Here is a 23673-nt window from a genome sequence, read left to right as displayed (position 1 = left end):
GGGCGAAATTTTTCGATCGAAGCGGATCGTTTCGGGAGGGAGTTTTTTCGGGATCCGGTACCGGCTTGACAATAATAGTGCATATACACTTTAATGGGAATATCAGGGTAAACGGAGGCTAAATGTTCTCGATAGAAGTTCCCGTTCGTTTTAGAGATACCGATTCAAACGGTCATGTGAATAATGCGGTTTATAATTCCCTTTCCGAGGAGGCGGTTTTCGCCTTATTTCGGGAAGCCGGTTGGGATAAAAAAGCGATAGAGGCCACCGAAATCGGACCGGTGGTGTTAAAGGCAGAATATACGTATCTTAAGGAATTGAAATATCCCGATACGGTGGTCGTGGAAACCGAAGTGGAGGTCTTGAGTCGGACTAGGGCCGTCTTTCGTCAGGATATCTTCAGTAAAAATGAAGGCATATTGGTCTGCAAGGTCGTGAACCACGGTATGTGGTTGGATTTCAAACGAAAGAGACCGGTTCCTTTGCCGGAGGAAGTGCTTCGCAAGATGGAAGGTAAGGAAGAGACGGAAGCGATTTTAGATTAGGCTAAGAAGCTTTTAGCCTAATTCTATATTCGGATTCTTTTTAGGACTTTTCCTTTCCGAGCCGCACGATCGCACTCACAATCGCTACGGATGCCAAAAGGCAGGTAAACGCCGGCACGGGAAAGAAGTAAAGAATATCGATCGTAGTGAAGGACACTAAGACGAATAGAATCGGCGAGAGCAATTTCTTAGTAAAGTTAGGATCCTTTTCTCCCAGGCTTCCCAATAGCCAGAGAAGGATTCCGAAAGAAAAAAGCGCGAAAGAAAGACTGATTCCGAATCCTAGGTAAAAGTCATCGTAAGAACGGTCGGTTTCTTTTCCCATAATGGAGACTTTCACTTCCGCCATGCGATTCATCAGAGAGATTTCGGCTTCGTTCGTTTTATTCTTTCTAGTAATCATTCCGGTGGAATGACCCACAACATGAAAGAACAAAAGAAAGGCGGCGATTCTTAATAGAATTTTTGCACTCATGAGTATTCCTTTTCTTTGGTTTTCGGATCTAAGGATCCGGATTAAAAAGTTCGCGTAGAGGATATCCTACATTCGGAGAAGTTCCGGTAGATCGTTTAAAACCCTTAATGAAATGCGATTATCGTAAAGTATTTCTCTCTTACTCGATATCGCATTCTTATTCTTTATAGTTTTATAAACCGTTTGGAATCGAAACATAATTTTGCAATCGGATTATTTCCGTCCTTTTCGTAAAATCAGGAAGGACATATTCTTTCTATCCAATAACACCGAATGAAAGGATTTATACGTTCCATATTCTAAGATCGCAAGATTCTTGGAATCGTCCGCCGCAGCGAGAGAGAAAGGAAGCCAGGGATGGAATCGTTGAACGGAAGGTAGTCCGTATTCTCCCGGATCAGTACCGGATAAAACCGGGATGGGCTTTTCTATGAACGTGGAGAGGCCCAAGGAAAACGGGAAAAGAGGCGCCGATTCCAGACCGGGAGAATAGATCACAGGCTCGATAGGAGAACGTAAACCGTTATCCGCAAGAACCGCAATGTCCAAGTCCGAAAGTTGTCTCAGTACTTCTCCCACCCTTCCTCCGAGTAAATCGTCGGAGAACAAGGAACCAGCAGCGCCCAATAAAAGCAGATCCACGTTTTTGCTTTTTGCGGTCTCCACTATTCCGGGTACGATCCAATCGGAGGGAAATCCGACGGTCTCGAAATGGAATTCGGATCCTGCGGCTTCTTCCCGAACGGCTCGGAATACTTCATCTTCTTCTAATATGGGAAAACCTTCCGATTGCGATTCCACCGAAACTACGTGCAACGCCACAATGAAAAGATTTTCGGAGGACCGTGAAAATAGTGCCCTCGCTAGTCCGAATAATTTTGCCCCCATCTTGGGATTGGCAAAGGATACGAGAACTTTCATTTTCGCCTCCTCACTCAGTGAGTACTAACACGCTAGGAAGCACTTGTTCCAACTGGGTGGATTCCAATTCCTTATAAAAATCCCAACTGGTCAGAACCAAATCGTAGGAACTCCAATCCGTGGAGAAAAGCTCGGACCGAAGTTTTTGTACGAATTTCCATTTGTGCTTTTGCCCTTTTTTCGGAATCGCCCACTTAGGAGGAACCGATCCCGACCAAAAGACGGTAACCTCTCGATTCGGATGTTCTGCGATGAACTCCACGTACTCCCTTAAAAAGAAATCCCGATTTCCCGAAAAAAGAAGGACCACATTTTGGATCTTTTTAAATCCTTTGTCAATCAACACTCCTACGGGAATTGGGGAGTTTTCGACCAAAGATCCGACTTTTCCTGCGGTTCCCTTTCGTGAGAATAAGGACTGAGAACGGCCCATCAGAAGCAGACTCGCCCTTTCTTCCTTGGTTTTAGAGAGAATTTCCTTGGAAACCTGCGGAGTATTCTTATATATCTTTCTGAACTTCCTGCCTATCTGCTTGGCTTTATATTCCAGAGGTCCGAATACTTCCTTCTCCAGGGTTTCCGCCTCTCTAGGAGTAATATCTCCGCTGGAAGTCACATGCAGGGCTACGATTTCCGTTTGTTGTTCCTTCTTTCTGGATTCTGGAAATAAAAAATTTACCAATTCCAATAGTCTGGTCCCGGAAGCCGGGGAGGCAAAGGAAAGCAGGATTTTTCGATAATCGGACTGCTCTTCTTTCGCCCCGGAGAAGAATTTTAAATTCAATAAATCTAATGAAGGACCGGTCATGAAGGTCGTGACCAAGGCCATGAGAACCATCATCGCGAAGATTTCTCGGGAGAGAATTCCCAAATCGTATCCTATGTTCAGGACCACGAGTTCCATAAGCCCTCTTGTGTTCATCAAGGCTCCGATGGCTAGACTATCCTTCCAATTCTGTCCTACCAATCTGGCTGCAATCGCGCTTCCTAGGAATTTTCCCACAATTGCGATGGATATCACTCCTACACAGACCAACCACAGATTTCCCTGGTTCAAGAGTCCGATTTGGGTTTTGAGCCCGGTCGACACGAAGAATAGGGGGAGTAATAGGATTAAGCTGACGTCTTCTATCTTCTCCACGAGCATTCTACGGAAGTCTTCCTTGAAAGGCATGACGACTCCCGCCAGGAAGGCGCCGAAAAGCGCGTGAATACCGATGAGTTCAGTGGTATAGCAGGAAACCAACCAAATCAGGAATACGAAGGCGGTGACCGGCCTTCTGAGAGCTTCCTTACTCGGATACATCTCCGAGATTTTCCCGAGCAAGGGCCGAATAGCGAAGACCATTAGGATTACGTAAACAAGAGCGAAGCCCAAGGTGATTAAGGCTCCCGCAAAAGTGCCTGCCTGCGCGATCGCGACCACTCCCGCGAGAATACACCAAGCGGTGATATCGTCCGCGGCGGCGCAAGTTATGACCAAGGTTCCCAAAGGAGTCTTAGTAAGCCCTCGCTCCTGCACGATCCTTGCGAGAACGGGAAAGGCGGTAATGCTCATCGCGATTCCCATGAAAAGTCCGAAGACTAAAAACGAGATCCCTTTGGGAGCCAAATCGCCGTAGAGAGTCAAAGCGAAGGCGGTTCCTAAAAAGAAGGGAAACAGAATGCTCGCATGACTCACAACGACCGCGTCATGGGCCTTCTTTTTTAGTACGCTTAAATCCAATTCCATTCCTATGATGAATAGGAATAACAGAAGCCCGACGTTGCTTAGGGCCTGGATGATCTTTAAGGATTCTTTTGGGAAAAGAAAACCCGAGACTTCCGGCCAAAATAGTCCCAAAAAAGAGGGACCCAAAAGCAGACCGGCGATGATTTCTCCGATCACGGTCGGTTGACCGATCAAAGATACCAACCAACCGGAGAGTCTCGCCGCGAGAAGAATAGCCAAAAGTTGGAGGACCAACATGGCGACCGGCGATTTGCTATTTTTGCCCAGTTCCGAGACTACGGACGAAAAATCCGATATGGAGACTGCCTCGGTCGAAACGGACGGAGGGGAGGTTTCCAAGGATTTTCCGAAACCCAAAACAAGGTAGATCCCGTATCCGAATACGAGAAAGAAAAGCGCGTAAATGATTAAGCTACGGCCCGGTATAGGTTTCATAGCGACCTCCGAAACGATATAAACGCGTAAGGAAACCTTCGCTTAATAATATAGCGAGGAAACCCCTAACGTTTTAGTACGAGCCGGGAAGAATGGAGGAGAATCCTCCTGTCTTCTCTCTATGCCTGCGAAGTTAGCTGACGGACTGGGAATGAGAGATTTCCCCCGCGGTAGACCGCAGTTAGCCCCAAAATTTGGTTCCTCCGCTCCGGATAGCTCCGGATTAGGCAGACTCAAGGGAGAGCAATACTACTAACAAGAAATTTGTCAAGCAGTAGATTGAATTCCAGGGAATGTTTAGTTTTTACGCAGTAACCATGCCGTAAAAATCAGAAAGAACAGTATAAGCACTCCTACGTCTATGATGCTCAACCGATACGGCCCTATTTCGCCCTCCGGTTTAGAGAATTCTTAATTCTTAATGTAGGAACAGCAATAATCGCTAAGTTTCTTTACGTCCAGTTTGAATTTGGATTTTGCCGGTACTTCGAAGGACTGGCCGCCTTTGATTTCTTTCCAATCGGAACTTCCGGGCAATTGGACCAAGAGGTCACCGTCTAGGATTTCCATAATTTCCTTTTCGTCGGTTCCGAATTCGTATTCTCCCGGCATTAGGATTCCTAAGGTCTTTTTTTCTCCGTTTGCGAAGATTACGGTGCGGCTCGTCACTTTTCCTTCGAAATAGACGTTGGCTTTTTTAACTACGGTTACATTCTCGAATTGCTGCATAAGGTATTCTCCGAAGCAAAGATTTTCCGGAAGGCGGCTCCGGAAATCAAATTAACAGTCGGAGAACGGTTTTTATTTCCTAAACAACCGTTGTAATCCGACTTTGAGAGAAGGGGATCGGGTATTTCCTACCCTCCGGGGAAGGTAGAATTATAAAAATATAATATAAGTCGGTTTAGGGCGTTTCCCGCTCGGGACTTTTATCCTAAAATCTAAGGTGGACCGGAAAATGCCCAAACATGAGATCGCACCTTCGGAGGTCCTCCAGCTCTCTAACATTCTTACCTCCTTTGGATCTTTTTGGCTTGTATAAGGAAAAAAATCTACTCAACATATTCCTTAAGGGATATGTTTTAACAAAGAGGATTATCAGTCTCCGGATTGGATTGCTGAAAAACCAAAATCCTTGACTTTTTTCCCTTTCCTTTGGAAACTTGAGGGAAGGATTAGCACTCTAATGTTCAGAGTGCCAGAGAGAGAAGGTTATGGAACTATCCCAGAGACATAGGATGATTCTGAAAGCCACCGTGGACGAGTTTATCCAAGAGAACCGCCCGGTAGGTTCTAAAACCTTATTCGATAAACACGATATCGGACTTTCTCCGGCTTCTATCCGGATGGTTCTAAAGGAACTGGAGGATATGGGATATCTGATCTCCCGTCATACTTCCGGGGGTAGGATTCCTACGGAAAGAGGATATAGATTCTATGTGGATTCCTTGGTGGTTCTATATGAGCTGACCATTAAGGAAAAGCAAAGAATCCAAGAAGAATACCTCAAGATGCAGTTCAAATTGGACCAGATCCTGAGGGCCACTGCGAGCGTTCTCGCAAGTCTTTCTAATTCGGCAGGAGTGGTCTTGGGGCCGGCAAAGAGTTTGGATACTCTCAAACATGTGGAGTTGATTCATGTTCATGGGGACGAGGTCCTTATGATCATGGTGATGAGATCGGGTGCCGTTCTGAATCGCAGCGTATTCTTGGATCGTAATTACAGCCAGGAAGAGTTATACCAAATATCCAAGTATCTGAACGACAATGCGAAAGGATACGATATGTTCGAGATACAGGAGAATGTGATACCCACTCTTCTGAGAAGGAAGGATGGTCCATCAGACTTTTATAAAGTATCCAACGTGCTGTCCGCCGCGATGACTCCGGATAATTCCGAGGTCACGTTCTATATCGACGGACTAAAGAACTTATACGGAAGATTCAAGGACGAAGAGGATAAATTGAGTCAGGTCCTGTCTCTTCTAGACGACAAGAGATTTCTCTTGGATATGTTCGGAGAATACTCCGAGCATGACGGAGTCTATACGGTCATCGGAAAGGATGGCGACGGACTCATGGGCGGAGTCAGTATCATTACCTCCGGATATCGGATGGGAGAAAAAAGGATCGGCGCGATGGGAATCATCGGACCCCAGAGAATGGATTACCACAGGGCTTTACCTCTTGTGGATTTCACCTCCAAGCTCGTATCGGAGATGATTACTCGCATTAGTAAATGATTAGGAAGAAACGACGTGGAATCGCAAGGAAAGGAAAATTTTCGGCAAGAAGGATACGTCACTCCGGATAACGCGAAACCGGAGTCCGATAAAACGCGAAACGAAGCAATACAAGGACAAGAAAGAGAGATGAGTCAGGAAGAAACGATCACTACCGCTAACGGAGAAAATTCCGAGGAAGCGAAAAAACCGGAAACTCCGGAAGATGCGCTTAGAAAAGAATTGGAAGCCGCAAAGAAGGAAATCGAATCTTTAAAGGATTCTTGGACCCGGGAAAGAGCGGAGTTCCAAAATTATAAGCGAAGATCCGCCCAGGAATACGCGAATATAAAGAGAGAAGCGGTAAAGTCCCTGGTCGCGGGTTTTTTGAATCCGATCGACAATTTGGATCGTGTGGGTTCCGGAATGAACGTCACCGAAGAGGTGAAGCCGTTCGTAGAGGGAGTGGGCATGATCCTAAAGGAATTCTACTCGGTGCTGGAGAGATCCAACGTATATCGCCAGTTTCCTCAGGGGGAAGCTTTCGATCCTATGTCGATGGAAGCTCTCTCCTCGGAAGAAGGGGAGCAATACTCGGAGGAAACAGTAATCGAAGTTTATCAGGCCGGATTCTATATTAAGGAAAACGAGGAAAAGTTCTCCTTAAGACCGGCAAGAGTGAAGGTGGGAAAACCGAAGGCCTGATAAGGTCTCGGCGGCTGCAAAATCGCAGCAAGAAAACGTAATATATCTGGAATAACCGTTTTGGACAGGAAAGAGCCGAAGTCCGGCGGAAAGGAGAATCCAATATGTCAAAAGAGAAGATCATCGGAATCGACTTGGGAACCACGAATTCCTGCGTCGCCGTCATGGAAGGTGGGGATCCGGTAGTTATTCAGAACTCCGAGGGAGCTAGAACGACTCCGTCTATCGTCGCTTTTACCGCTAAAGGTGAGACCCTTGTCGGTCAATTCGCGAAAAACCAAGCGATCACGAACGCGGTAAATACGGTTCGGTCCGCAAAACGTTTTATTGGACGTAGATTCAACGAAGCCGAGCAGGAAATGAAGCACGTTTCCTATAAGGTCATTCGCAGCGGAAACGACGGCGTAAAATTCAGCACCGGAACCGGAGAGTTTACTCCTCAGGAAATTTCCGCTCGAGTTCTTCAGAAAATGAAGCAGACTGCGGAAGATTATCTGGGCCACAAAGTGACCAAAGCGGTCATTACGGTTCCCGCTTATTTTAACGACGAGCAACGTCAAGCGACCAAGGACGCGGGTAAAATCGCCGGTTTGGAAGTGGAGCGTATCATTAACGAGCCTACCGCCGCGGCACTCGCTTACGGTTTCGATAAGAAAAAGAGTAACGCGAAAATTGCGGTCTACGACCTGGGTGGAGGAACCTTCGACGTTTCCATCCTGGAATTGGGAGACGGAGTCTTCGAAGTGAAATCCACCAACGGAGATACTCACCTCGGAGGAGACGACTTCGATATGGTCATCATGGAATGGATGATCGACGAATTCAAGAAGCAGTACGGAATCGATATCTCCCAAGATAAGAATACCGTGCAACGTCTGAAAGAAGCCGCAGAGAAGGCAAAAATCGAGTTGTCCGGAACCATGGCGACTCAGATCAATCTGCCGTTCATTACTGCGGATGCGACCGGACCGAAACACTTGGATATGAACCTGACTCGCGCAAAATTCGATCAGTTGACCAGAGCTTTGGTGGAAAGGACTCGTATTCCTTGTGAGAATGCGCTTCGTGATGCGGGACTGAAAGCTTCCGAAATAGACGAAGTGATTCTTGTGGGAGGATCCACTCGGATTCCTGCGGTCCAAGAATTGGTAAAAGGAATCTTCGGTAAAGAACCGAACCGTTCCGTGAACCCGGACGAAGTAGTCGCGATCGGTGCGGCCATCCAAGGCGGGGTTCTTGCTGGAGAAGTTTCCGACGTCCTACTTCTGGACGTGACCCCTCTGTCTCTAGGTATCGAGACGCTGGGCGGAGTTATGACCAAGTTGATCGAGAGAAACACCACAATTCCTACCAAGAAATCGCAAGTATTCTCCACTGCTGCGGATAACCAAAATGCGGTATCCATCCATGTGTTGCAGGGTGAGAGAGACATGGCGTCCGGTAACAGGACTCTGGGAAGATTCGATCTGATCGGTATCGCGCCTGCTCCGAGAGGAGTTCCGCAAATCGAAGTGACCTTCGATATCGATGCGAACGGAATCGTTCACGTATCCGCTAAGGATTTAGGAACCGGAAAAGAGCAGAAGATTCGTATCGAATCCTCTTCCGGATTGAGCGAAGACGAAATCTCCAAGATGGTCAAAGACGCAGAGGCTCATGCTGCTGCGGACAAGGCCGCAAGAGAACTCGTCGAAGCTAAGAACGAGTTGGATACAATAGCTTATTCTCTGGAAAAAGCGGTAACCGATGCTGCCGATAAACTTTCCGATAGCGAAAAACAACTCGCTAACGACGAAGTGAAACGTGCGAGAGAAGCGATCGAGTCGGGCGACCTAGGTAGAATCAACGCTGCCAAGGAATCCGTCACCAAGCTTGCTTCGGAAATCGGATCCAAGATCTATTCCCAAGGAGCGGGACCGGAAGCCGGGCCGGCTCAGAACGGAGGCGAGGAACAATCTTCGAATAAATCCCAAGCCGACGGGGAAAAGGTCGTGGACGCCGACTATACCGTAGTGGACGATGAGAAAAAGTAACTAAGACATGAGTGACAGAAGTTACTACGATATCCTAGGCGTTTCCAAGACTGCGACCGACGACGAGATCAAGTCGGCGTACAGGAAACTGGCGATCAAGTATCACCCTGATAAGAATCAGGGTGATAAAGCCGCCGAGGAAAAATTTAAAGAAGCTACCGAAGCATACGAAGTGCTTCGGGATGCCTCCAAACGTAAAGCCTACGATCAATTCGGAAAGGCCGGGCTGGGTGCCGGCGGACCGGGAGGATACGGCCAAGGAGCCTACACGGATTTCTCCGATATTTTCGGAGATTTCGGGGACATCTTCGGCGATTTCTTCGGGGGTGGTCGAGGAGGAATGGGCGGAGGTGGAGCCCGTAGATCCGGACCGCAAAGAGGTTCCGACTTACGTTATAATTTGGAAGTATCTCTAGAAGACGCCGCTCTCGGAAGGGAATACAAGATCGAGATTCCCCGACTGGAAGGATGTCCGGATTGCGGAGGCTCAGGCGCCGCTAAAGGAAGCACTCCTTCTACTTGTCCGGATTGCGGAGGTTCGGGTCAGATCCGTAGGTCCCAAGGATTCTTCTCCGTTGCCACCACTTGCGGTACTTGTAGGGGAAAAGGGACGATTATTTCCAATCCTTGTAAGACCTGTCACGGCCAAGGCCTGGTGGAAAAAAGACGCACAATCAATATCAAGATTCCGCCGGGAATCGAATCGGGCAGCCGGTTAAAAGTTTCCGGAGAAGGAGAGGCCGGCCCGAACGGTGGCTCTCACGGAGATCTATACGTAGTCACACATATTAAGAAACACGAATTGTTCGAGAGACAAGGTAACGACTTGATCTTGAACAAAAAGATTAGCCTAACCCAGGCGATCCTAGGCGGAGATATAGAAGTTCCTACTATAGATGGAAAGAAAGTTAAGATGAAAGTTCCGGAAGGAACCGAATCCGGACAAGTATTCCGTTTGAAAGGGCACGGGATTCCTTATCTAGGCGGTTACGGCAAGGGAGACCAACACGTAATCGTTCGGATCGAAATCCCGAAAAAGCTGACCAGACGCCAAAGAGAATTAATCGAAGAATTCGCCAAAGAATCCGGAGAAGGTATATCCGGTTCCAAGGGAAAGATTTTCACGAATAAATAGAATCCATGAAAAGGAAGTTTCATGACTGATAGAGTCAAGATAGGAGTTATCGGAACGGGACACATGGGTCAATACCATGTGAACGTGGCAAAGACCTTAAGCGACGCGGAACTGATCGGAATATTCGATTCGGATAGCGAAAGAGCGACTCAGATCGCGGAAAAGCATAAGACCGCCGCTTTTCCTACCTTAGACGATTTGATCAAAAATGTAGACTCGATCATCATTGCAGTTCCTACATTCCTTCACCACGATATAGGAAAGAAGGCGCTTCTCGCGGGAAAACACGTATTGGTCGAAAAACCGATTGCGGAAACTTTGGAGCAGGCCAAGGAACTTGTTACTCTTGCAGAAAAGAACAATTTGGTTCTGCAAGTTGGCCACGTGGAAAGATTCAACGGAGCGGTTCTCGAACTCGGAAAGATCGTAACCGAGCCTCTATTGATCGAGTCCAGACGTTTAGCGCCTTATAATCCTAGAATAAAGGATGTGGGAGTGGTTCTGGACATGATGATTCACGATATCGACATCGTATTGAATCTGGTCAAATCTCCCGTTAAATATCTGAGCGCTGTGGGAACCAAAGTGGTATCCAATCACGAAGATATCGCGTCGGTGGTGCTTCATTTCGAAAACGGGGCGATTGCGAATATCTCCGCAAGTAGAAATACCCAAGCCAAAATTCGAACCCTGAATATCACCCAAAAAGACGTCTATATCACCCTAGACTTTACAGACCAGGAAATCGAACTGCATAGGCAAGCGACTTCGGACATTCTACTCAGAACCGGAGAGATCAAATATCGCCAGGAATCCATTGTAGAAAAAATCTTCGTTCACAAAGACAATCCTTTGAAGCAAGAGCATGAGCATTTTGTAAAATGCATTCGCAAAGAAACCGAGCCTCTTGTTTATGGACAATCCGATATTCAGACTTTGGAAATCGCTTACCGAATTCTGAAAGAGATCCATAAGAACTAAAGTATGGAAAACGGCTTCGGCGGAAAAGTACTCATCTCCAACTCGTCCATCGTAACGGACTATTTCAATCGCACGGTCATTCTTATGGTCGAGCACGATAGTTCCGGCGCTTTCGGATTGGTGTTGAATAAGAAACTGGAAGTATCCTTAAACGATGTGATCCAAGGAATTCCGGAAGCGGTGGACGGTTCTCTTCCTATCTATTCCGGAGGGCCGGTGGATCCGACTTTCGTTTCCATTCTTCACGATAATTCCAAGCTCAAGCAACCGGGTATCGAAGTCATTCCCGGTGTCTATCTGGCTCGTAGCTTCGAGGCATTGATAGAGCTATTGGAGCAACCGACTCAGGCAAGATTCAACGTTTACCAAGGCTACTCCGGATGGGGAGCCGCTCAATTGGAAGCGGAGATGGATCGTAAATCTTGGGTTGTTCATGATCCTAAGGCGGAATGGATCTTTACTGAAGATCCGGAGACCACCTGGCAGGAAGCTTTGAAAAGCAAAGGCGGCCTTTACAAATACTTCGTGGAACATACCAAGGATCCGATGCTGAACTAGTTCGTTTAATCTTCGGATTCTTTTTCCAAATAGTAGTAAGGACAGAAAACGTCGAAAGCAGTCAAAGCAAGTTCGATTGACTGAGGGTTAACCTCTCTATAAACGAAATGATAATTAAGATGAACGTAAAAGTTCACTAGTTTCGTAGCATCTTCGGATCCTGGATCTACTTGCCTCTTAAAATCATAGATCATACCTAGGGCAAGGGCTTTGGCGAAGATCTCGTTGATGTCCTTAATCTTTCCTTTTGTCTCAAAATTCTCAACGTTTGAGATATCACCTACAATTTGAATCGGTTTTCTTTTTAAGATCCAGTATTGTAGGCCGCCACTTTAAACGAATTCGCCTTCTCCAAGCCATGGATTTTTTTCAGTCTGTCTATGTCGGAAAAATAATCTATGACGATTTCACCGACGATCTCAGATTCGATATTGCAGTAATTATCGAGGTACTCTTGATGGAGGATTTTTTTTCCGACCTCGAATAAATATGCAAATCGGGATCGGATTTTCCTCCTCTCCGAATTCTTGGATTAAATAGTCGTAACTTTTCCTAAGATCCATTACTTGGATTCATAGGATTTTTGAATGGATAACTTGAAGGCAGGCGATTCTATTAAGTTAAGAACGCTATCGAAACTTTCCGATTCCGGAAAATCAGGAGATGAGTTTGGTAATGTTCTTTTTCGGCATCTTTGCGGACTTCAATTCTTCGATGAATCGATCTGCTTCCAGTCGAGTTTCTCGCTTGCTTTATGTAAGAAAGAACTCATTCTCATTCACCTCCTAGAATGACTTAAATTAGGAAAGATGTCCCAATTCGGTACAATTTCCTTTTTATACATTGATTCAACCTTTTTCTACGAACAAGAAACTTAGTCTCTGTTTAGTACTTTTCGACCGTGACATAATGTCTGAAAGGAGGCCGCGCGTGTCTTTTTTAGGTCTTCTGGATTACTAAAGTAGCAATCCAAGATTGAACAGATCTTTTTCCTTTTACATTTATCGTACCGATTCGAGACTAGCAAATATATGATTCCTTCGACGATAGGAACGGAGATACTTGCGGGAATGATCAGTCCCGCGGTTTTAATTTCGGCTAGCGCCAGTCTGATCTTTTCCACTGCCAATCGTTTGGGTAGAATTTTCGATCGAGTCAATTTACTGAAGACAGAAGTCGAAGGGGTAGTGGACAAGAGACTTTCCTTTCCGGAGGATAGACTTTCTTATCTTCGTAGCCAATTATCCATCCAAAAGAAAAGGGCCACTTTAATCCAAAGATCCATGGCGGCCTTGTATACCGCGACTCTTTGCTTCGTGACTTCCAGTTTGAGCCTGGGGATCGTAGTCGCCTTATCGAACGAGAAATATTGGATCCCGACCGGATTCGCTCTTGTGGGCGGTGTTTTTTTATTTATCGCCAGCGCGCTTCTGCTTTATGAAAGCAGATATAATCTGAATTTCATCCAAGGCCAGATCCGTTTTGCGGAATTCTTGGAAGAAAAAGTGGAGCAAGCTTCCATTCAGAAAAAGCGCTGATACCGAATGAAATTCTTGTAGGGGGGTTGCCTTGTTTAAAGTTTCCAGAAATTTTCTAATCGTAGTTTGTCTCGCTTTCTTATCCTACGCTCCTAATCTTTTTGCCGACGGTTGCTATCTTTGCTCCGCGGGAAGTTTCGATTCTTGTAGGGATTATTGCAGATTTTCAGGAAATGACTCTTTCGATACCCGGAAAAAATGCGAGAGCAAAGGTTGCAAAATCACAGGAACGGCCGCCTGTCCGACGGCTTCCAATTATAAAGTTTGCTCGGTTCGGAATCTTTTCCCCGTCGAGAATCTGATTACCAAACGATAAACCGGTTAGGATATTAAACTTCCTTTAAATAGAGAGTGGGACTTCTTTCCCATTCCTTTCTAAGTGTGGCGAAATACATTCCTGCTACGGCCAAATTCACCCCGAAGTATACGATGGCGATTTCCAACCAGGGAGTGCTGCTTCTGATTTCGAAAATCGCCTCCGATAAATAGGAAGAGGCCAGCCAAACGAATCCGAAAGAAAGAATAAAGGAAAGATTCGATACGAAAAGAGATTCCGCTAAGAAATATTTTCTTAAGAATTCTTTGGTTCCACCTATGATTCTTAAGAGGGAAGTTTCCTCCAATCTTTCCTTTCTGCTCAATTCCAAAGACGAAAGGATCAGAAGAAGAGAGGAAACGACTATTAATCCGGTCATCCATCGTATCGCGAAGGAAATCTTCTCCAGTATTCCCAAAAAGGACTGCACCGCTTTTTCGGTGTCTATGATGGTAAGATTGGGGGACTCGGCGAGTAATTCCTTCTGTAAAGAGTATCTGTCTTCGGAACTCTCCAACCGGTAGGAACTCAGGTAGAATTTGGGAGCCTTTTCCAAAATTCCCTTGGAGAAAAGCACCACGAAATTAGGACGCATGTCCGCCCAGTTTACGGACCGAAAATTGCGTATGATTCCCGAGACTTCCACTCCTCCTACGGAGAATGTGAGTTTATCTCCCAAGTCCACCTTTAGGCTTTTGGAGAATTCCCTTTCGATCGAAATCTGATCCTCTTCTCCTTTTCTCCAAAAATCTCCGTCGGTCACCTTTTCGGTGGGATAAGGCTCCTCTCTATAAGAAAGAAAATATTCTCTCGTTCTTGCGGTGGATCTCCAATCTCTTCGCATAGCGGATAGTTCCATATCCTCTTTCTTAACCAATTCTCCGTTGATATGAGATAGGCGGGCTCCGATTACAGGAGCGGTAAGTAGTTTCTCCACCTTGTATTTGGAAGTAGTTTGCAGGAAGCCGTCCAATTGCTCGGGACGGATATCCATCACGAACATATTCGGTCTTCTTTCCTTGTCCTTAGCTCCGCTGTATTCCAATAGGCTATCGCTTAGGAAAAGACTCAATAGAAGAATGAATAGGGAGGATCCGAGTCCCACCGAAACCCAGGTGAGTCCCGTTCTAGGTCTATCTAATTTTCGTAATGCCATTCTTACGCTAGGAGAGAATTCGGCTTTGGAGAGTACGAAAGACAATATTTTGCGAACGACTATAATTCCCAAGAGCATCAGAATCGGTAGGAATAATAACGTTCCGCAAAGGATTAAGCCTTTCAGCCAGTCGGAAGTTTCCCACCAAGCTAGCAGGAAGAATAATCCGAAAACTCCTATAAAGGAAACGATCTGGCGCAAATCCGGTTTGGGTACGGAGGAAAGCTCCTTGGCGAAATCCGATTTCAAAGCGAACATAGGACTTACTTTCTTGGATTGGGATAACGCTTCCCAAGCGGAAGCCAAAGGAACCACCCAGGCAAGAAACAATCCCCAAATCAAAGCCTTGAATCCCGGAACAAATTTCGGTTCGAAGAAGAAATCTGTGGCGGCGAGATTCGGAATTTGACTCTGTAAAAGAATGCTGAATCCGAATCCTAAGAGAGCGCCTATCGTGGACAACAGAAGCAATTCTCCTAATACCAACCCTAAGATCAGATTCGGTCCAGCTCCCAAACATTTATAAATTGCGAATGTATTGGCTTTGGATCGGATCACCGCCCTACTCGTGAGGAGGATGGAAATTCCCCCTAAAAAGAAGGCGCATAACGCGAGAAGGGAAAAGAAATCCAAGGTATTTGTTAGGAATTTTTGTGATCCGGAATTTGCCTCCGTGCTTTCGTACAATATCAGATCGTTTTGCGCGAAGGATTTGAATCGGTCCTTTTTCCATTCGGATGCGTCCGTTTTATTCGGAAGAAGAATAGGAACTTGGTAGCTGATCCTAGAACCTCTTTGCTCCAAACCGGTTTCGGCGAGAGAGTCCTTATGAATGATACTGCTCGGAGCCATAGACAGGAAATTTCCGGCCAATCCCGGTTCCTTGATTAGGCTTCCTTTCAGCACGAAGCCGGATTCTCCCAATTGTACTTCCTGGCCTATCTTCAGGTTTAGATTCTTGATTAGATTCTTTTCCAAGAGTATTTCGCCGGGACCGAGCTTACGATACAATCCCTCCGGTTCCGTTAAAACCTCTCCGAAATACGGATATTCTCCTTTGATGGCCTTTACGAGAGAAAGGCTGGAATCCTGGGAAGAGGGATTTCGGAGCATGGACGGGAATTGCACTAACTCCGAGGATTTCGTCCCATTTGGCAATTCCTTGCGTAAAAACGCCTTTTGCTCGGGGGTAATAGGGGCGGGCGCCGTCGCGATTATATCGGCTCCCATGATATTCTTGGCTTCCTTCAAAATGGACTGCGTTAGTTGGTCCCTATAAGAATGAACCGCTAAGACCGCTCCCGTACCTATCGTGACCGCCAGAATGATTTGCAGAGAAGCCGTCTTTTTGGATAGAATCTCCCGGAACATAACCCGGACAAAGAAGCCTAGATTCATTTCTTTTTCCTTGCGCCGGTTTTCTTAGCAACTTTCTTGGACCTAGGTGTTTGTAGAATGGAGCCGTCTCTCATTTCCAGGATTCGATCCGCCATAGATGCGACTTTCGGATCGTGGGTTACTACGAGCAGTGTGGAGCCTCTATCCCGATTCAGTTCTTTTAATAAAGACATTATATTCTCGCCGTTCTTCTTATCCAAATTTGCGGTCGGCTCGTCGGCGAATAATATCTTAGGTTCATGGATGAAAGATCTAGCGATCGCGACTCTTTGCTCTTCTCCTCCTGAGAGTTGGCTAGGAAAGTTACGCGCTCTATGAGCGATTCCTACTCTTTCCAACCAGAACATCGCCTTTTCATGGATGATTTTCTCCGATAAGTTTGTCGTCAAAGCAAGAGGTAGGGAAACGTTTTCGAGAGCGTTTAACGTCTTTATAAGTTGAAAGTTCTGAAAAATGAATCCGATCTGCTTTCCTCTGATCTTTGCGAGTTCGTCTTCGCTTTTTTCGAACAAGGATACGCCGTCCAATACCACCGAACCGGTATCTGCTTTGTCCAAACCTGCGGATACTGCGAGTAAAGTGGACTTTCCCGATCCTGAAGGACCGATTACCGCGACGAAATCTCCAGCTTTTACTTCTAATGAAACATCTTTTAAGACATTAAACCTTTCGCCCGCTACAGAATAAGATTTATATAAGCCTGAAATGGTTAACAAAGCATCACCTTCCTTGGGTTTGACTGACCTAAACTCGGCACTTGATCGGAAATTTATTTCACCTGGAAAAAAACCATATTTGAAAAACTATTCCAGAGGAAAGCTGCCTTGGAATTTTTTTTCAAAAAAATTGCCCTCATTTTCGCAAACTTCCAACCTAATTTTTTTTGACTCTAGAGAGAGCCGATTTTATAAAGTAACTCTCGACGTGCGGAGGGTGTACCGGAAGAACAAAGAAACTTCCGGACTTATTTACACTCCGTAAATAAAAAGATACTTGATGGAATTTTCTGGGAGCAAGATGCAATTATTAACAGTGACGGATTTGAACGAACAAGAAGCGGAATACACTCAAGCACAAAGCAAAAAGTTTACTTGCAAAGGATGCGGCACTAATACTCCGAATCTTTTTCAGTACGACCTTTGTCGTGATTGTTTAAACCAAACATTTCGTAGACTCATCAAGGTGATCGACTCCGTACGCAAATAAGTTCGCTTCTTATCTAAAAACTTTGTAAGCTTTTTAAGCTACAATCGAGTTCAGAAACTTCCAGAAAAAGCCGGTCCAGCCGGCTTTCTTCGTTTCAGACCGTTGTTTTCGTCTTAGGTTCCCGTTCCAGGCTCTCTTTCCGGTGAAAAAAGAATTGGTTTCTAGCGTAGCCTGAAAATCTTCTCGGTATGGACTATCCGTTTCAGGAAATCGAATCAAAATGGCAATCTTTCTGGGAGAAGAACGCATCGTTTCGAACGGATTTACGTTCCACTAAGCCTAAATTCTACTGTTTGGATATGTTCCCTTATCCCTCGGGCGCGGGACTACATGTGGGACACCCTGAAGGTTATACCGCAACCGACATAGTATCTCGTTATAAGAGAATGAAAGGCTTCGAAGTTCTGCATCCTATGGGATGGGACGCCTTCGGTCTACCCGCGGAACGATACGCTATGCAGACCGGGATTCATCCTGCCATTACCACGAAGCAGAATGTGGATAATTTCCGCAGACAGATCAAATTGATCGGATTATCCTACGATTGGGATAGGGAGATCTCCACAACAGACCCGAAATATTACAAATTCACCCAATGGATCTTCCTGAAATTGTACGAATCTTGGTACGATTTCGATGCTAAGAAGGCAAAACCGATTTCCGAGCTTCTCTCTCGTCTGGAAAAACAAGGTTCTCAAGGTTTCGAAGACCTGGAGTCCTTCTCCGCTCAGGACTGGAAGGCCTTCTCCGAGTCCCAAAAAGAGCAGATTCTCTCCGGATTTCGACTGGTGTACCAGGCGGAAATCCCCGTAAATTGGTGCCCCGGTTTAGGAACCGTTCTTGCAAACGAAGAAGTAGAAGAATGGGTGGGAAAAGGTTACGAAGTCGTTCGTAAGCCGATGCGCCAATATATGATGCGTATCACCGCTTATGCGGAGCGTCTTCTGGAAGACCTCGGGCTCGTAACTTGGCCTCAATCCACTCTGGAAATGCAGAAGAATTGGATCGGAAAAAGCGAAGGACTCGAACTTATCTTTCCTTTCGAAGAGAATACGAAACGTAATTTCGAAGCCGGCAAGAATTCTTTAGAAGAGAAGATACGCAATTCCAGAGATTTGAATTCCGGAGGAGTGAAAGTATATACCACTCGCCCCGATACCGTCTTCGGAGTCACTTATATGGTTCTCGCACCGGAACATCCTTTAGTGGATCTTCTGACTTCCAAGGAACAATGGGAGAAGGTGCAGGAATACAAAAAAGTTTCAGCGTTGAAAAGCGACCTGGATAGGACCGAGCTTTCCAAGGAAAAATCCGGCGTCTTTACGGGAGCTTATGTACTCAATCCCGCCGATCCTAGTAAAAAAATTCCCATCTGGATCGGAGACTACGTTTTATACGGATACGGAACCGGAGCCATCATGGCCGTGCCCGCTCATGACCAAAGGGACTACGAATTCGCAAAAGCGTTTTCGTTGGAGATCCAACCGGTGATTGAGGGAGATTTTTCCCAAGGTGCTTTCGATTCCAAAGAATCCGTCTGCATCCATTCCTCCGGTCCGGAAGTATCCATAGACGGACTGGGTTATAAGGAAGCGTTCGCAAAGATTTCCGATTGGTCCGAGAAAACGGGAATTGGAAAGAGAAAAATCCAATTCAAGTTGAGGGATTGGCTTTTCGCTCGCCAAAGATATTGGGGGGAACCGATTCCGCTGGTGCATTTTCCCTCCGGAGTCACTAAGACGATCCCGGAATCCGAACTTCCATTAGAATTACCTAATTTATCAGAGTTTAAACCGTCCGGTACGGGAGAATCTCCTTTAGCGTTGGCCGGAGATTGGCTGAAATACAAGGATCCTGCAACCGGAGAAATCGGAACCAGGGAAACGAATACCATGCCTCAATGGGCCGGGTCCTGTTGGTATTATCTCAGATACATAGATCCGGAGAACCCGAGTCGGTTCGTGGATCCTGATCTGGAAAAATCGTGGATGCCCGTGGATTTATACGTGGGAGGGGCGGAGCATGCGGTTCTGCACCTTCTCTATTCGCGTTTTTGGCATAAGGTGCTATTTGATCTAGGCTACGTAACTACTCCGGAACCTTTTAAGAAATTGGTCCACCAAGGACTAATCTTAGGCGAGGACAAAAGAAAAATGTCCAAGTCTCTCGGAAACGTGATTAATCCTGACGAGGTGGTTTCTAATTTCGGAGCGGACAGCTTGAGACTTTTCGAGATGTTTATGGGACCATTCGAAATGGTCAAACCTTGGAGCACTAGAGGCGTAGAAGGCGTCTTCCGTTTCCTGAATCGAGTGTGGAGATTGTATCACGGAGGTCCCGAAGAATCGTTCCGACTGGACGATACCGATCCGAACGAGGACGAGCTCAAGATTCTTCATAGGACGATCAAGAAGATCGAGGACGATATCAATCAGTTCTCTTTCAATACCGCGATCTCTCAATTGATGATTTTCGTAAACGAGCTGACTCCAAATTCCCGCAGGCCTCGGAAGGTGCTGGAGACTTTTCTTTTATTGATCGCTCCTTTTGCTCCTCACTTGGCCGAAGAGCTCTGGTCTTTATGTGGTAAGTCCGATTCTTTAACTTACGAACCGTTTCCTAAAGTGGAGGAAAAATACCTGGTAGACGACGAGATACTCATCGTAGTCCAGGTAAACGGCAAACTAAGAGGAGAATTCAAGGCTCCCAAGGAAATCGGTCAGGAAGACGCGATCCGGACTGCAAAGGCTTTGGATAAGGTGCAGGTCTTTCTGGACGGCAAACAGATCCGTAAAGAGATCTATGTCCCGGGAAAATTGGTGAATTTGGTCGTAGGATAGTTTATTCTTATCTAATGGATTCTAAGAATTTCTATCGGGAGCAGGCTCTGAAAATCACTTCGGAGGTCGCTCCCAAATCGGAGATCCTGGAAAGAATCATCGACTCCAAGCGATTCATAGATAGAAGGTTCGATTCCGACCTGGATCTGGATGCGATTTCGGGTCGTAGCTTTCTTTCTAAATTTCATTTTTTACGGATATTCAAATCCGTCTATGGGATGACTCCTCATCGGTATCTCACTTTCGTACGGATCGATCGGGCCAAACGTATGCTGAAGGAAGGCCTATCCGTATCGGAAGTTTCTGCCAGGATAGGATTCGAAAGCACTAGCACCTTTTCCGGAACTTTCAAGAAATACGCGGGACTTTCTCCTTCTTCCTTCCGATCCAAATACGAAAAGCAATTTTGAAGAAGTCTTAAGGATTCTTAAGAATTGACCGTTTTCTAAAAAGTATCGGAGAATTGTCCTATGTCGGTACTCAAATATATTCTTCTCTCCGTTTTAGGACTGCTACTTCTAACACTTGCAATCGCCCTTTTTCTACCCAAAAATTTTTACTCCGAAGCGGAGATCGTAGTAGAGCGACCGAAAAAGGAAACATTCGATTTTATTAAAAACATAAAGAACCAGAATCGATACAGCAAATGGTTCCTATTGGATCCGAATATTAAAATGCGATATTCGGGAGAAGATGGTAAAGTAGGATTTATTTCCTATTGGAAAAGCGATATCAAGGACGTAGGAGTCGGAGAGCAGGAAATCGTAAAGATTTTAGAAGGGGAGAGAATGGAAGTGGAGATACGAATCCAAGAACCGTTCGTCTCCAAAGATTCCGCTTTTACAAGGGTGGAATCTTTATCCGAGAATAGAACTAAAATCGTCTCCGGATATTACGGCAAGATGCTTTATCCAACCAATCTAATGACTCCGTTTATTCGCAATATGATCTCCGAAGATATGAAAGGGAACTTGGAAAGACTGAAAAAGATTCTGGAAAAAAAATAAAATCCGTCCTCGCAAGGAGAAAAGTATGAGAATCAGAATAACGAACGTATTGGTGGAAGACCAAGACAAGGCGCTGCGATTTTATACGGAAGTTTTAGGTTTCGTAAAAAAGACCGAGATTCCACTGGGGGAACATAAATGGCTGACCGTCGTTTCTCCGGAAGAGCAAGACGGAGTGGAATTGTTACTAGAACCGATGGGCTTCACTCCGGCTAGAGTTTTCCAAAAGGCATTGTTCGAATCGGGGATCCCATACACTTCTTTTAACGTGGAGAATGTGGATCGAGAATACGAAAAATTAAGTAAGTTAGGCGTGCAATTCAGTATGCAACCGACTCAAATGGGGCCGGCCAAAATCGCTGTATTCGATGATACTTGCGGAAATAACATTCAGATAGCGCAATTATTGTGATTCGCTTGGCTTTTTGTAAGTTGATTCAATTTTTCTTAAATACTTAAGCTTTATCAAGAATCCGGAAACTACGAAACGCAATGGATAGAGGGTGATCCGACAACTCGAAGGAAAAAGTCCTCCGACCTTGATTTCCTTGTAACGAATAGAAAAGGAAAAGGCTAAATCTATTTCAGAAGAATGATCGCCAATAATCCCACTAAAACGACGACCCCCACTAGTATCGCGTAATTGACGGTATTACTAGAACCGTCTCCACCCGACTTACCACTCATACTTGCAGGTCGAGGAGCGGTAACCGCGGATTTGGGCCGCGCCAATCGGACTGGTCTTTCTTCGAAGGCTTGCAGCAAAACTCCGACAGGGCCTTTTGCGAAAATGTGGTATTCATTTTTTCCGGAAGCGATGGCTACGAAGGAACCTACTACGGGCTTTACGTTTCCGTCCTTATCCATGGCTCCGAGGGTTTTTGCCAGGGCCTTTTCTTCCGGAGAAACTGCGGGCAATTGCAATAGAATTTTATCCCCTTCTACTAAATCGTCGAAATCGATTCCGTTTACTGGAGATAGAATAGTCTTAGCCTGTACTACCCTACCGAATCCTTTACGGATGGTTTCGATTTGTCTTTGTACTGCCGCTTTTTCAGGGTCGAGAGTCTCGACGGGAGCCCCGTCGGGGCTGACTTCCTCAGGAGGTTTTGCGATGGGAGAAAGAACTCCCGCAAAGAAACTCTTTCCTCTACATTTCAAACTGGAGACGAACTCGACGTCCGCTTGAACGCGAATCATATTGATTTTCAGATTGGATTTAATCTGATTCTCCAGCATGTTTACGAGCGCGGCGGTATCGTTTCGGTCCCACATAGGATAATATTGTTCTAATATTTGCTTATTAAGTTTGGTATGAAGAATTCTACCTACTTGGTCGGAGAGTCCCGGATCCGGCGCTTCCTGTCTGGCTGCCTCGGCGATGTCGTGAGAAATCTGACCGAAGTCTTCGAAGGTTCTGATTTTCCGAATCATCGAAGAATTGGAGAAGAGGGAATATAATTCTAAAAATTCGTTTCTGTATCTGGACAGGAGACCCAGGACCACTCCGGCTCGGTTCTCCACATCTATCCTAAGTTTTAGGAGATAAGCGTCCTTGATTTTTCCTTGGATAAGCTCTATCGCTTGTTCTTCGGTCAGAACTGACTCCAAAGCCAGGTTCATCTGATTTGCCTGTTCTTGAAGTTTGCTGGTTTGTGGGTTCTGTTCCATGGATCTTAAGGCCTAATCATTGTCAGTGGACGGTTTTTAAGTCAGGCTAACCCGCTGGCCTTTTCTTGTAACCATTTTTGATACCTTTGTCGGCGCGGCACATAATTCTCGTCCAAAGGAATTTCGACTCTGGCAACCGTTCTATTTTCGCTCTGGCGACTATAGATAGTAAACAAATGCCGGTCATAGCCGCTTTGGGCTACGAGAATCTCGACCATTGTAATACCCATTCCTGCGCCTTCCGTAGTATCTCCATACTTCATATAATATTCAAACAGATTATCGAACTCTTTTGAATGTACGAATTTTTCGCGGATCCTCTTTTCTTCCCGAACCGCCAGAGTGAAATTATTTTGGACCAGCAATATGATCCTGCCCGCGGTGAAACTTAAGGTTACTTTTACGAATAGACCGTGTTCCTTCATCTTTTTACGATAATAAGGAAATTTTCGGCTTACTAAGTTCTCTTTAAAAGACGCCATTCCCAAATCGTACTGGGCTGGATCATTGATATTTAACCCTAATTCTTTGAATAGCACTCTCTTTATGGCCGCCTTGGTGGCGTTTACGATTAGTTCTTTGGCGGAGGTAAAAAGGAGCTCTATCAGATCTTCCCTTTTGTATTTGGCGAGAACGCTTTGGATGAGGTATTTGAGTTTATTTTCGCCCCGAGTACTCAGGACGTAGGTAATTATAGAAATCGGCTCTTCTTTCCTAACGGCCGTTTCGACCTCGAAGAGGAATTCTTGGGGAAGCTCCTCAATTCCCTCGTACATTCGGATTCTCGATTATATTTAGC

22 protein-coding genes and 1 riboswitch are annotated in these 23673 nt (G+C 45.7%); of the genes, 14 read left to right on the top strand and 8 right to left on the bottom strand.

What is annotated here, in order from left to right; translation table 11 throughout:
* Positions 1–122 precede the first annotated feature (122 nt).
* On the top strand, positions 123–545 hold the full coding sequence (locus LEP1GSC061_RS13710) for an acyl-CoA thioesterase (protein ID WP_016546686.1): 423 nt from the start codon (positions 123–125) through the stop codon (positions 543–545).
* Between the two features lie 40 nt (positions 546–585).
* Here the strand turns inward: LEP1GSC061_RS13710 and LEP1GSC061_RS13705 are convergent, their stop codons facing one another.
* The 4 genes from LEP1GSC061_RS13705 to ppnP all read right to left on the bottom strand — a co-directional run bounded on the left by LEP1GSC061_RS13705 (position 586) and on the right by ppnP (position 4837).
* A complete protein-coding gene (locus LEP1GSC061_RS13705; RefSeq protein WP_016546311.1) occupies positions 586–1020 on the bottom strand; it encodes an LIC_13387 family protein in 435 nt (144 codons plus the stop codon).
* A gap of 213 nt (positions 1021–1233) precedes the next feature.
* Positions 1234–1941, bottom strand: a complete 708-nt coding sequence (locus tag LEP1GSC061_RS13700) for an adenine nucleotide alpha hydrolase family protein (protein ID WP_016546071.1) — start codon at positions 1939–1941, stop codon at positions 1234–1236.
* Between the two features lie 10 nt (positions 1942–1951).
* Positions 1952–4108: a cation:proton antiporter gene (locus LEP1GSC061_RS13695; protein WP_016546089.1), complete on the bottom strand. Its 2157-nt coding sequence runs from the start codon at positions 4106–4108 to the stop codon at positions 1952–1954.
* A 108-nt stretch (positions 4109–4216) separates the two neighbouring features.
* Positions 4217–4348, bottom strand: a riboswitch (cyclic di-AMP (ydaO/yuaA leader).
* A 171-nt stretch (positions 4349–4519) separates the two neighbouring features.
* Positions 4520–4837 (bottom strand): pyrimidine/purine nucleoside phosphorylase, encoded by a 318-nt coding sequence (ppnP, locus tag LEP1GSC061_RS13690; RefSeq protein WP_016546832.1) that lies wholly within the window; start codon positions 4835–4837, stop codon positions 4520–4522.
* A gap of 485 nt (positions 4838–5322) precedes the next feature.
* Here ppnP and hrcA point away from each other — a divergent pair, with 485 nt between their 5' ends.
* The 8 genes from hrcA to LEP1GSC061_RS21935 all read left to right on the top strand — a co-directional run bounded on the left by hrcA (position 5323) and on the right by LEP1GSC061_RS21935 (position 13596).
* Positions 5323–6351: a heat-inducible transcriptional repressor HrcA gene (gene hrcA / locus LEP1GSC061_RS13685; RefSeq protein ID WP_016546530.1), complete on the top strand. Its 1029-nt coding sequence runs from the start codon at positions 5323–5325 to the stop codon at positions 6349–6351.
* A 15-nt stretch (positions 6352–6366) separates the two neighbouring features.
* Positions 6367–7035 (top strand): nucleotide exchange factor GrpE, encoded by a 669-nt coding sequence (gene grpE, locus LEP1GSC061_RS13680; protein WP_016546414.1) that lies wholly within the window; start codon positions 6367–6369, stop codon positions 7033–7035.
* Between the two features lie 104 nt (positions 7036–7139).
* Entirely contained in the window at positions 7140–9068 is a 1929-nt protein-coding gene (gene dnaK, locus LEP1GSC061_RS13675; RefSeq protein ID WP_016546614.1) for a molecular chaperone DnaK, read from the top strand.
* Between the two features lie 7 nt (positions 9069–9075).
* Positions 9076–10203, top strand: coding sequence for a molecular chaperone DnaJ (dnaJ, locus tag LEP1GSC061_RS13670; RefSeq protein ID WP_016546774.1), 1128 nt, complete (start codon positions 9076–9078; stop codon positions 10201–10203).
* Between the two features lie 21 nt (positions 10204–10224).
* Positions 10225–11184, top strand: coding sequence for a Gfo/Idh/MocA family protein (locus tag LEP1GSC061_RS13665; RefSeq protein WP_016546358.1), 960 nt, complete (start codon positions 10225–10227; stop codon positions 11182–11184).
* Between the two features lie 3 nt (positions 11185–11187).
* A complete protein-coding gene (locus LEP1GSC061_RS13660; RefSeq protein WP_016546487.1) occupies positions 11188–11742 on the top strand; it encodes a YqgE/AlgH family protein in 555 nt (184 codons plus the stop codon).
* A gap of 1031 nt (positions 11743–12773) precedes the next feature.
* Entirely contained in the window at positions 12774–13280 is a 507-nt protein-coding gene (locus tag LEP1GSC061_RS13645) for a DUF2721 domain-containing protein (protein WP_016546841.1), read from the top strand.
* A gap of 31 nt (positions 13281–13311) precedes the next feature.
* Entirely contained in the window at positions 13312–13596 is a 285-nt protein-coding gene (locus LEP1GSC061_RS21935; protein ID WP_016546191.1) for a hypothetical protein, read from the top strand.
* A gap of 13 nt (positions 13597–13609) precedes the next feature.
* Here the strand turns inward: LEP1GSC061_RS21935 and LEP1GSC061_RS13635 are convergent, their stop codons facing one another.
* Positions 13610–16150, bottom strand: a complete 2541-nt coding sequence (locus LEP1GSC061_RS13635) for an ABC transporter permease (RefSeq protein ID WP_016546064.1) — start codon at positions 16148–16150, stop codon at positions 13610–13612.
* Positions 16147–16866 (bottom strand): ABC transporter ATP-binding protein, encoded by a 720-nt coding sequence (locus tag LEP1GSC061_RS13630; protein ID WP_016546212.1) that lies wholly within the window; start codon positions 16864–16866, stop codon positions 16147–16149. The genes LEP1GSC061_RS13635 and LEP1GSC061_RS13630 overlap by 4 nt, the downstream gene beginning before the upstream one ends.
* Positions 16867–17167: 301 nt before the next feature.
* On the opposite strand from LEP1GSC061_RS13630, the gene LEP1GSC061_RS21220 reads away from it, so the two are divergent.
* From LEP1GSC061_RS21220 to LEP1GSC061_RS13605, 5 genes are all read left to right on the top strand, one after another.
* Positions 17168–17356, top strand: a complete 189-nt coding sequence (locus LEP1GSC061_RS21220; RefSeq protein WP_016546058.1) for a hypothetical protein — start codon at positions 17168–17170, stop codon at positions 17354–17356.
* 188 nt (positions 17357–17544) lie between these two features.
* Positions 17545–20196 carry a leucine--tRNA ligase gene (gene leuS / locus LEP1GSC061_RS13620; RefSeq protein ID WP_016546839.1) on the top strand — a complete coding sequence of 884 codons (2652 nt, stop codon included), beginning with the start codon at positions 17545–17547 and terminating at the stop codon, positions 20194–20196.
* A 14-nt stretch (positions 20197–20210) separates the two neighbouring features.
* Positions 20211–20606, top strand: coding sequence for a helix-turn-helix domain-containing protein (locus tag LEP1GSC061_RS13615; protein ID WP_016546759.1), 396 nt, complete (start codon positions 20211–20213; stop codon positions 20604–20606).
* A 60-nt stretch (positions 20607–20666) separates the two neighbouring features.
* Positions 20667–21203 carry an SRPBCC family protein gene (locus LEP1GSC061_RS13610; protein ID WP_016546672.1) on the top strand — a complete coding sequence of 179 codons (537 nt, stop codon included), beginning with the start codon at positions 20667–20669 and terminating at the stop codon, positions 21201–21203.
* Positions 21204–21228: 25 nt separating this feature from the next.
* Positions 21229–21615, top strand: a complete 387-nt coding sequence (locus tag LEP1GSC061_RS13605) for a VOC family protein (RefSeq protein WP_016546546.1) — start codon at positions 21229–21231, stop codon at positions 21613–21615.
* A gap of 167 nt (positions 21616–21782) precedes the next feature.
* Here the strand turns inward: LEP1GSC061_RS13605 and LEP1GSC061_RS13600 are convergent, their stop codons facing one another.
* Together LEP1GSC061_RS13600 and LEP1GSC061_RS13595 are read right to left on the bottom strand one after the other, a co-directional pair.
* Positions 21783–22874, bottom strand: coding sequence for an LIC10486 family protein (locus LEP1GSC061_RS13600; RefSeq protein ID WP_040508862.1), 1092 nt, complete (start codon positions 22872–22874; stop codon positions 21783–21785).
* Positions 22875–22915: 41 nt separating this feature from the next.
* Positions 22916–23650, bottom strand: coding sequence for a hypothetical protein (locus LEP1GSC061_RS13595; RefSeq protein WP_016546262.1), 735 nt, complete (start codon positions 23648–23650; stop codon positions 22916–22918).
* Positions 23651–23673 lie beyond the last annotated feature (23 nt).

Origin of the sequence: Leptospira wolffii serovar Khorat str. Khorat-H2 (genome assembly GCF_000306115.2) — a bacterium.
GTDB classification, from domain to species: Bacteria; Spirochaetota; Leptospiria; order Leptospirales; family Leptospiraceae; genus Leptospira_B; species Leptospira_B wolffii.
The sequence above is the reverse complement of the archived record's forward strand: the minus strand, read 5'-3'. Positions and strand labels throughout refer to the sequence as shown.

Excerpts from the sequence above, each read along its gene's own strand:
- LEP1GSC061_RS13595 (WP_016546262.1), bottom strand. The coding sequence starts at position 23,650 with ATGTACGAGGGAATTGAGGAGCTTCCCCAAGAATTCCTCTTCGAGGTC.
- LEP1GSC061_RS21220 (WP_016546058.1), top strand. The coding sequence starts at position 17,168 with ATGCAATTATTAACAGTGACGGATTTGAACGAACAAGAAGCGGAATAC.
- LEP1GSC061_RS13660 (WP_016546487.1), top strand. The coding sequence starts at position 11,188 with ATGGAAAACGGCTTCGGCGGAAAAGTACTCATCTCCAACTCGTCCATC.
- LEP1GSC061_RS13610 (WP_016546672.1), top strand. The coding sequence starts at position 20,667 with ATGTCGGTACTCAAATATATTCTTCTCTCCGTTTTAGGACTGCTACTT.
- dnaJ (WP_016546774.1), top strand. The coding sequence starts at position 9,076 with ATGAGTGACAGAAGTTACTACGATATCCTAGGCGTTTCCAAGACTGCG.
- LEP1GSC061_RS13705 (WP_016546311.1), bottom strand. The coding sequence starts at position 1,020 with ATGAGTGCAAAAATTCTATTAAGAATCGCCGCCTTTCTTTTGTTCTTT.
- LEP1GSC061_RS13635 (WP_016546064.1), bottom strand. The coding sequence starts at position 16,150 with ATGAATCTAGGCTTCTTTGTCCGGGTTATGTTCCGGGAGATTCTATCC.
- LEP1GSC061_RS13645 (WP_016546841.1), top strand. The coding sequence starts at position 12,774 with ATGATTCCTTCGACGATAGGAACGGAGATACTTGCGGGAATGATCAGT.
- dnaK (WP_016546614.1), top strand. The coding sequence starts at position 7,140 with ATGTCAAAAGAGAAGATCATCGGAATCGACTTGGGAACCACGAATTCC.
- hrcA (WP_016546530.1), top strand. The coding sequence starts at position 5,323 with ATGGAACTATCCCAGAGACATAGGATGATTCTGAAAGCCACCGTGGAC.
- LEP1GSC061_RS13695 (WP_016546089.1), bottom strand. The coding sequence starts at position 4,108 with ATGAAACCTATACCGGGCCGTAGCTTAATCATTTACGCGCTTTTCTTT.
- leuS (WP_016546839.1), top strand. The coding sequence starts at position 17,545 with ATGGACTATCCGTTTCAGGAAATCGAATCAAAATGGCAATCTTTCTGG.
- LEP1GSC061_RS13710 (WP_016546686.1), top strand. The coding sequence starts at position 123 with ATGTTCTCGATAGAAGTTCCCGTTCGTTTTAGAGATACCGATTCAAAC.
- LEP1GSC061_RS13700 (WP_016546071.1), bottom strand. The coding sequence starts at position 1,941 with ATGAAAGTTCTCGTATCCTTTGCCAATCCCAAGATGGGGGCAAAATTA.
- LEP1GSC061_RS13665 (WP_016546358.1), top strand. The coding sequence starts at position 10,225 with ATGACTGATAGAGTCAAGATAGGAGTTATCGGAACGGGACACATGGGT.
- ppnP (WP_016546832.1), bottom strand. The coding sequence starts at position 4,837 with ATGCAGCAATTCGAGAATGTAACCGTAGTTAAAAAAGCCAACGTCTAT.
- LEP1GSC061_RS13615 (WP_016546759.1), top strand. The coding sequence starts at position 20,211 with ATGGATTCTAAGAATTTCTATCGGGAGCAGGCTCTGAAAATCACTTCG.
- LEP1GSC061_RS13605 (WP_016546546.1), top strand. The coding sequence starts at position 21,229 with ATGAGAATCAGAATAACGAACGTATTGGTGGAAGACCAAGACAAGGCG.
- LEP1GSC061_RS13600 (WP_040508862.1), bottom strand. The coding sequence starts at position 22,874 with ATGGAACAGAACCCACAAACCAGCAAACTTCAAGAACAGGCAAATCAG.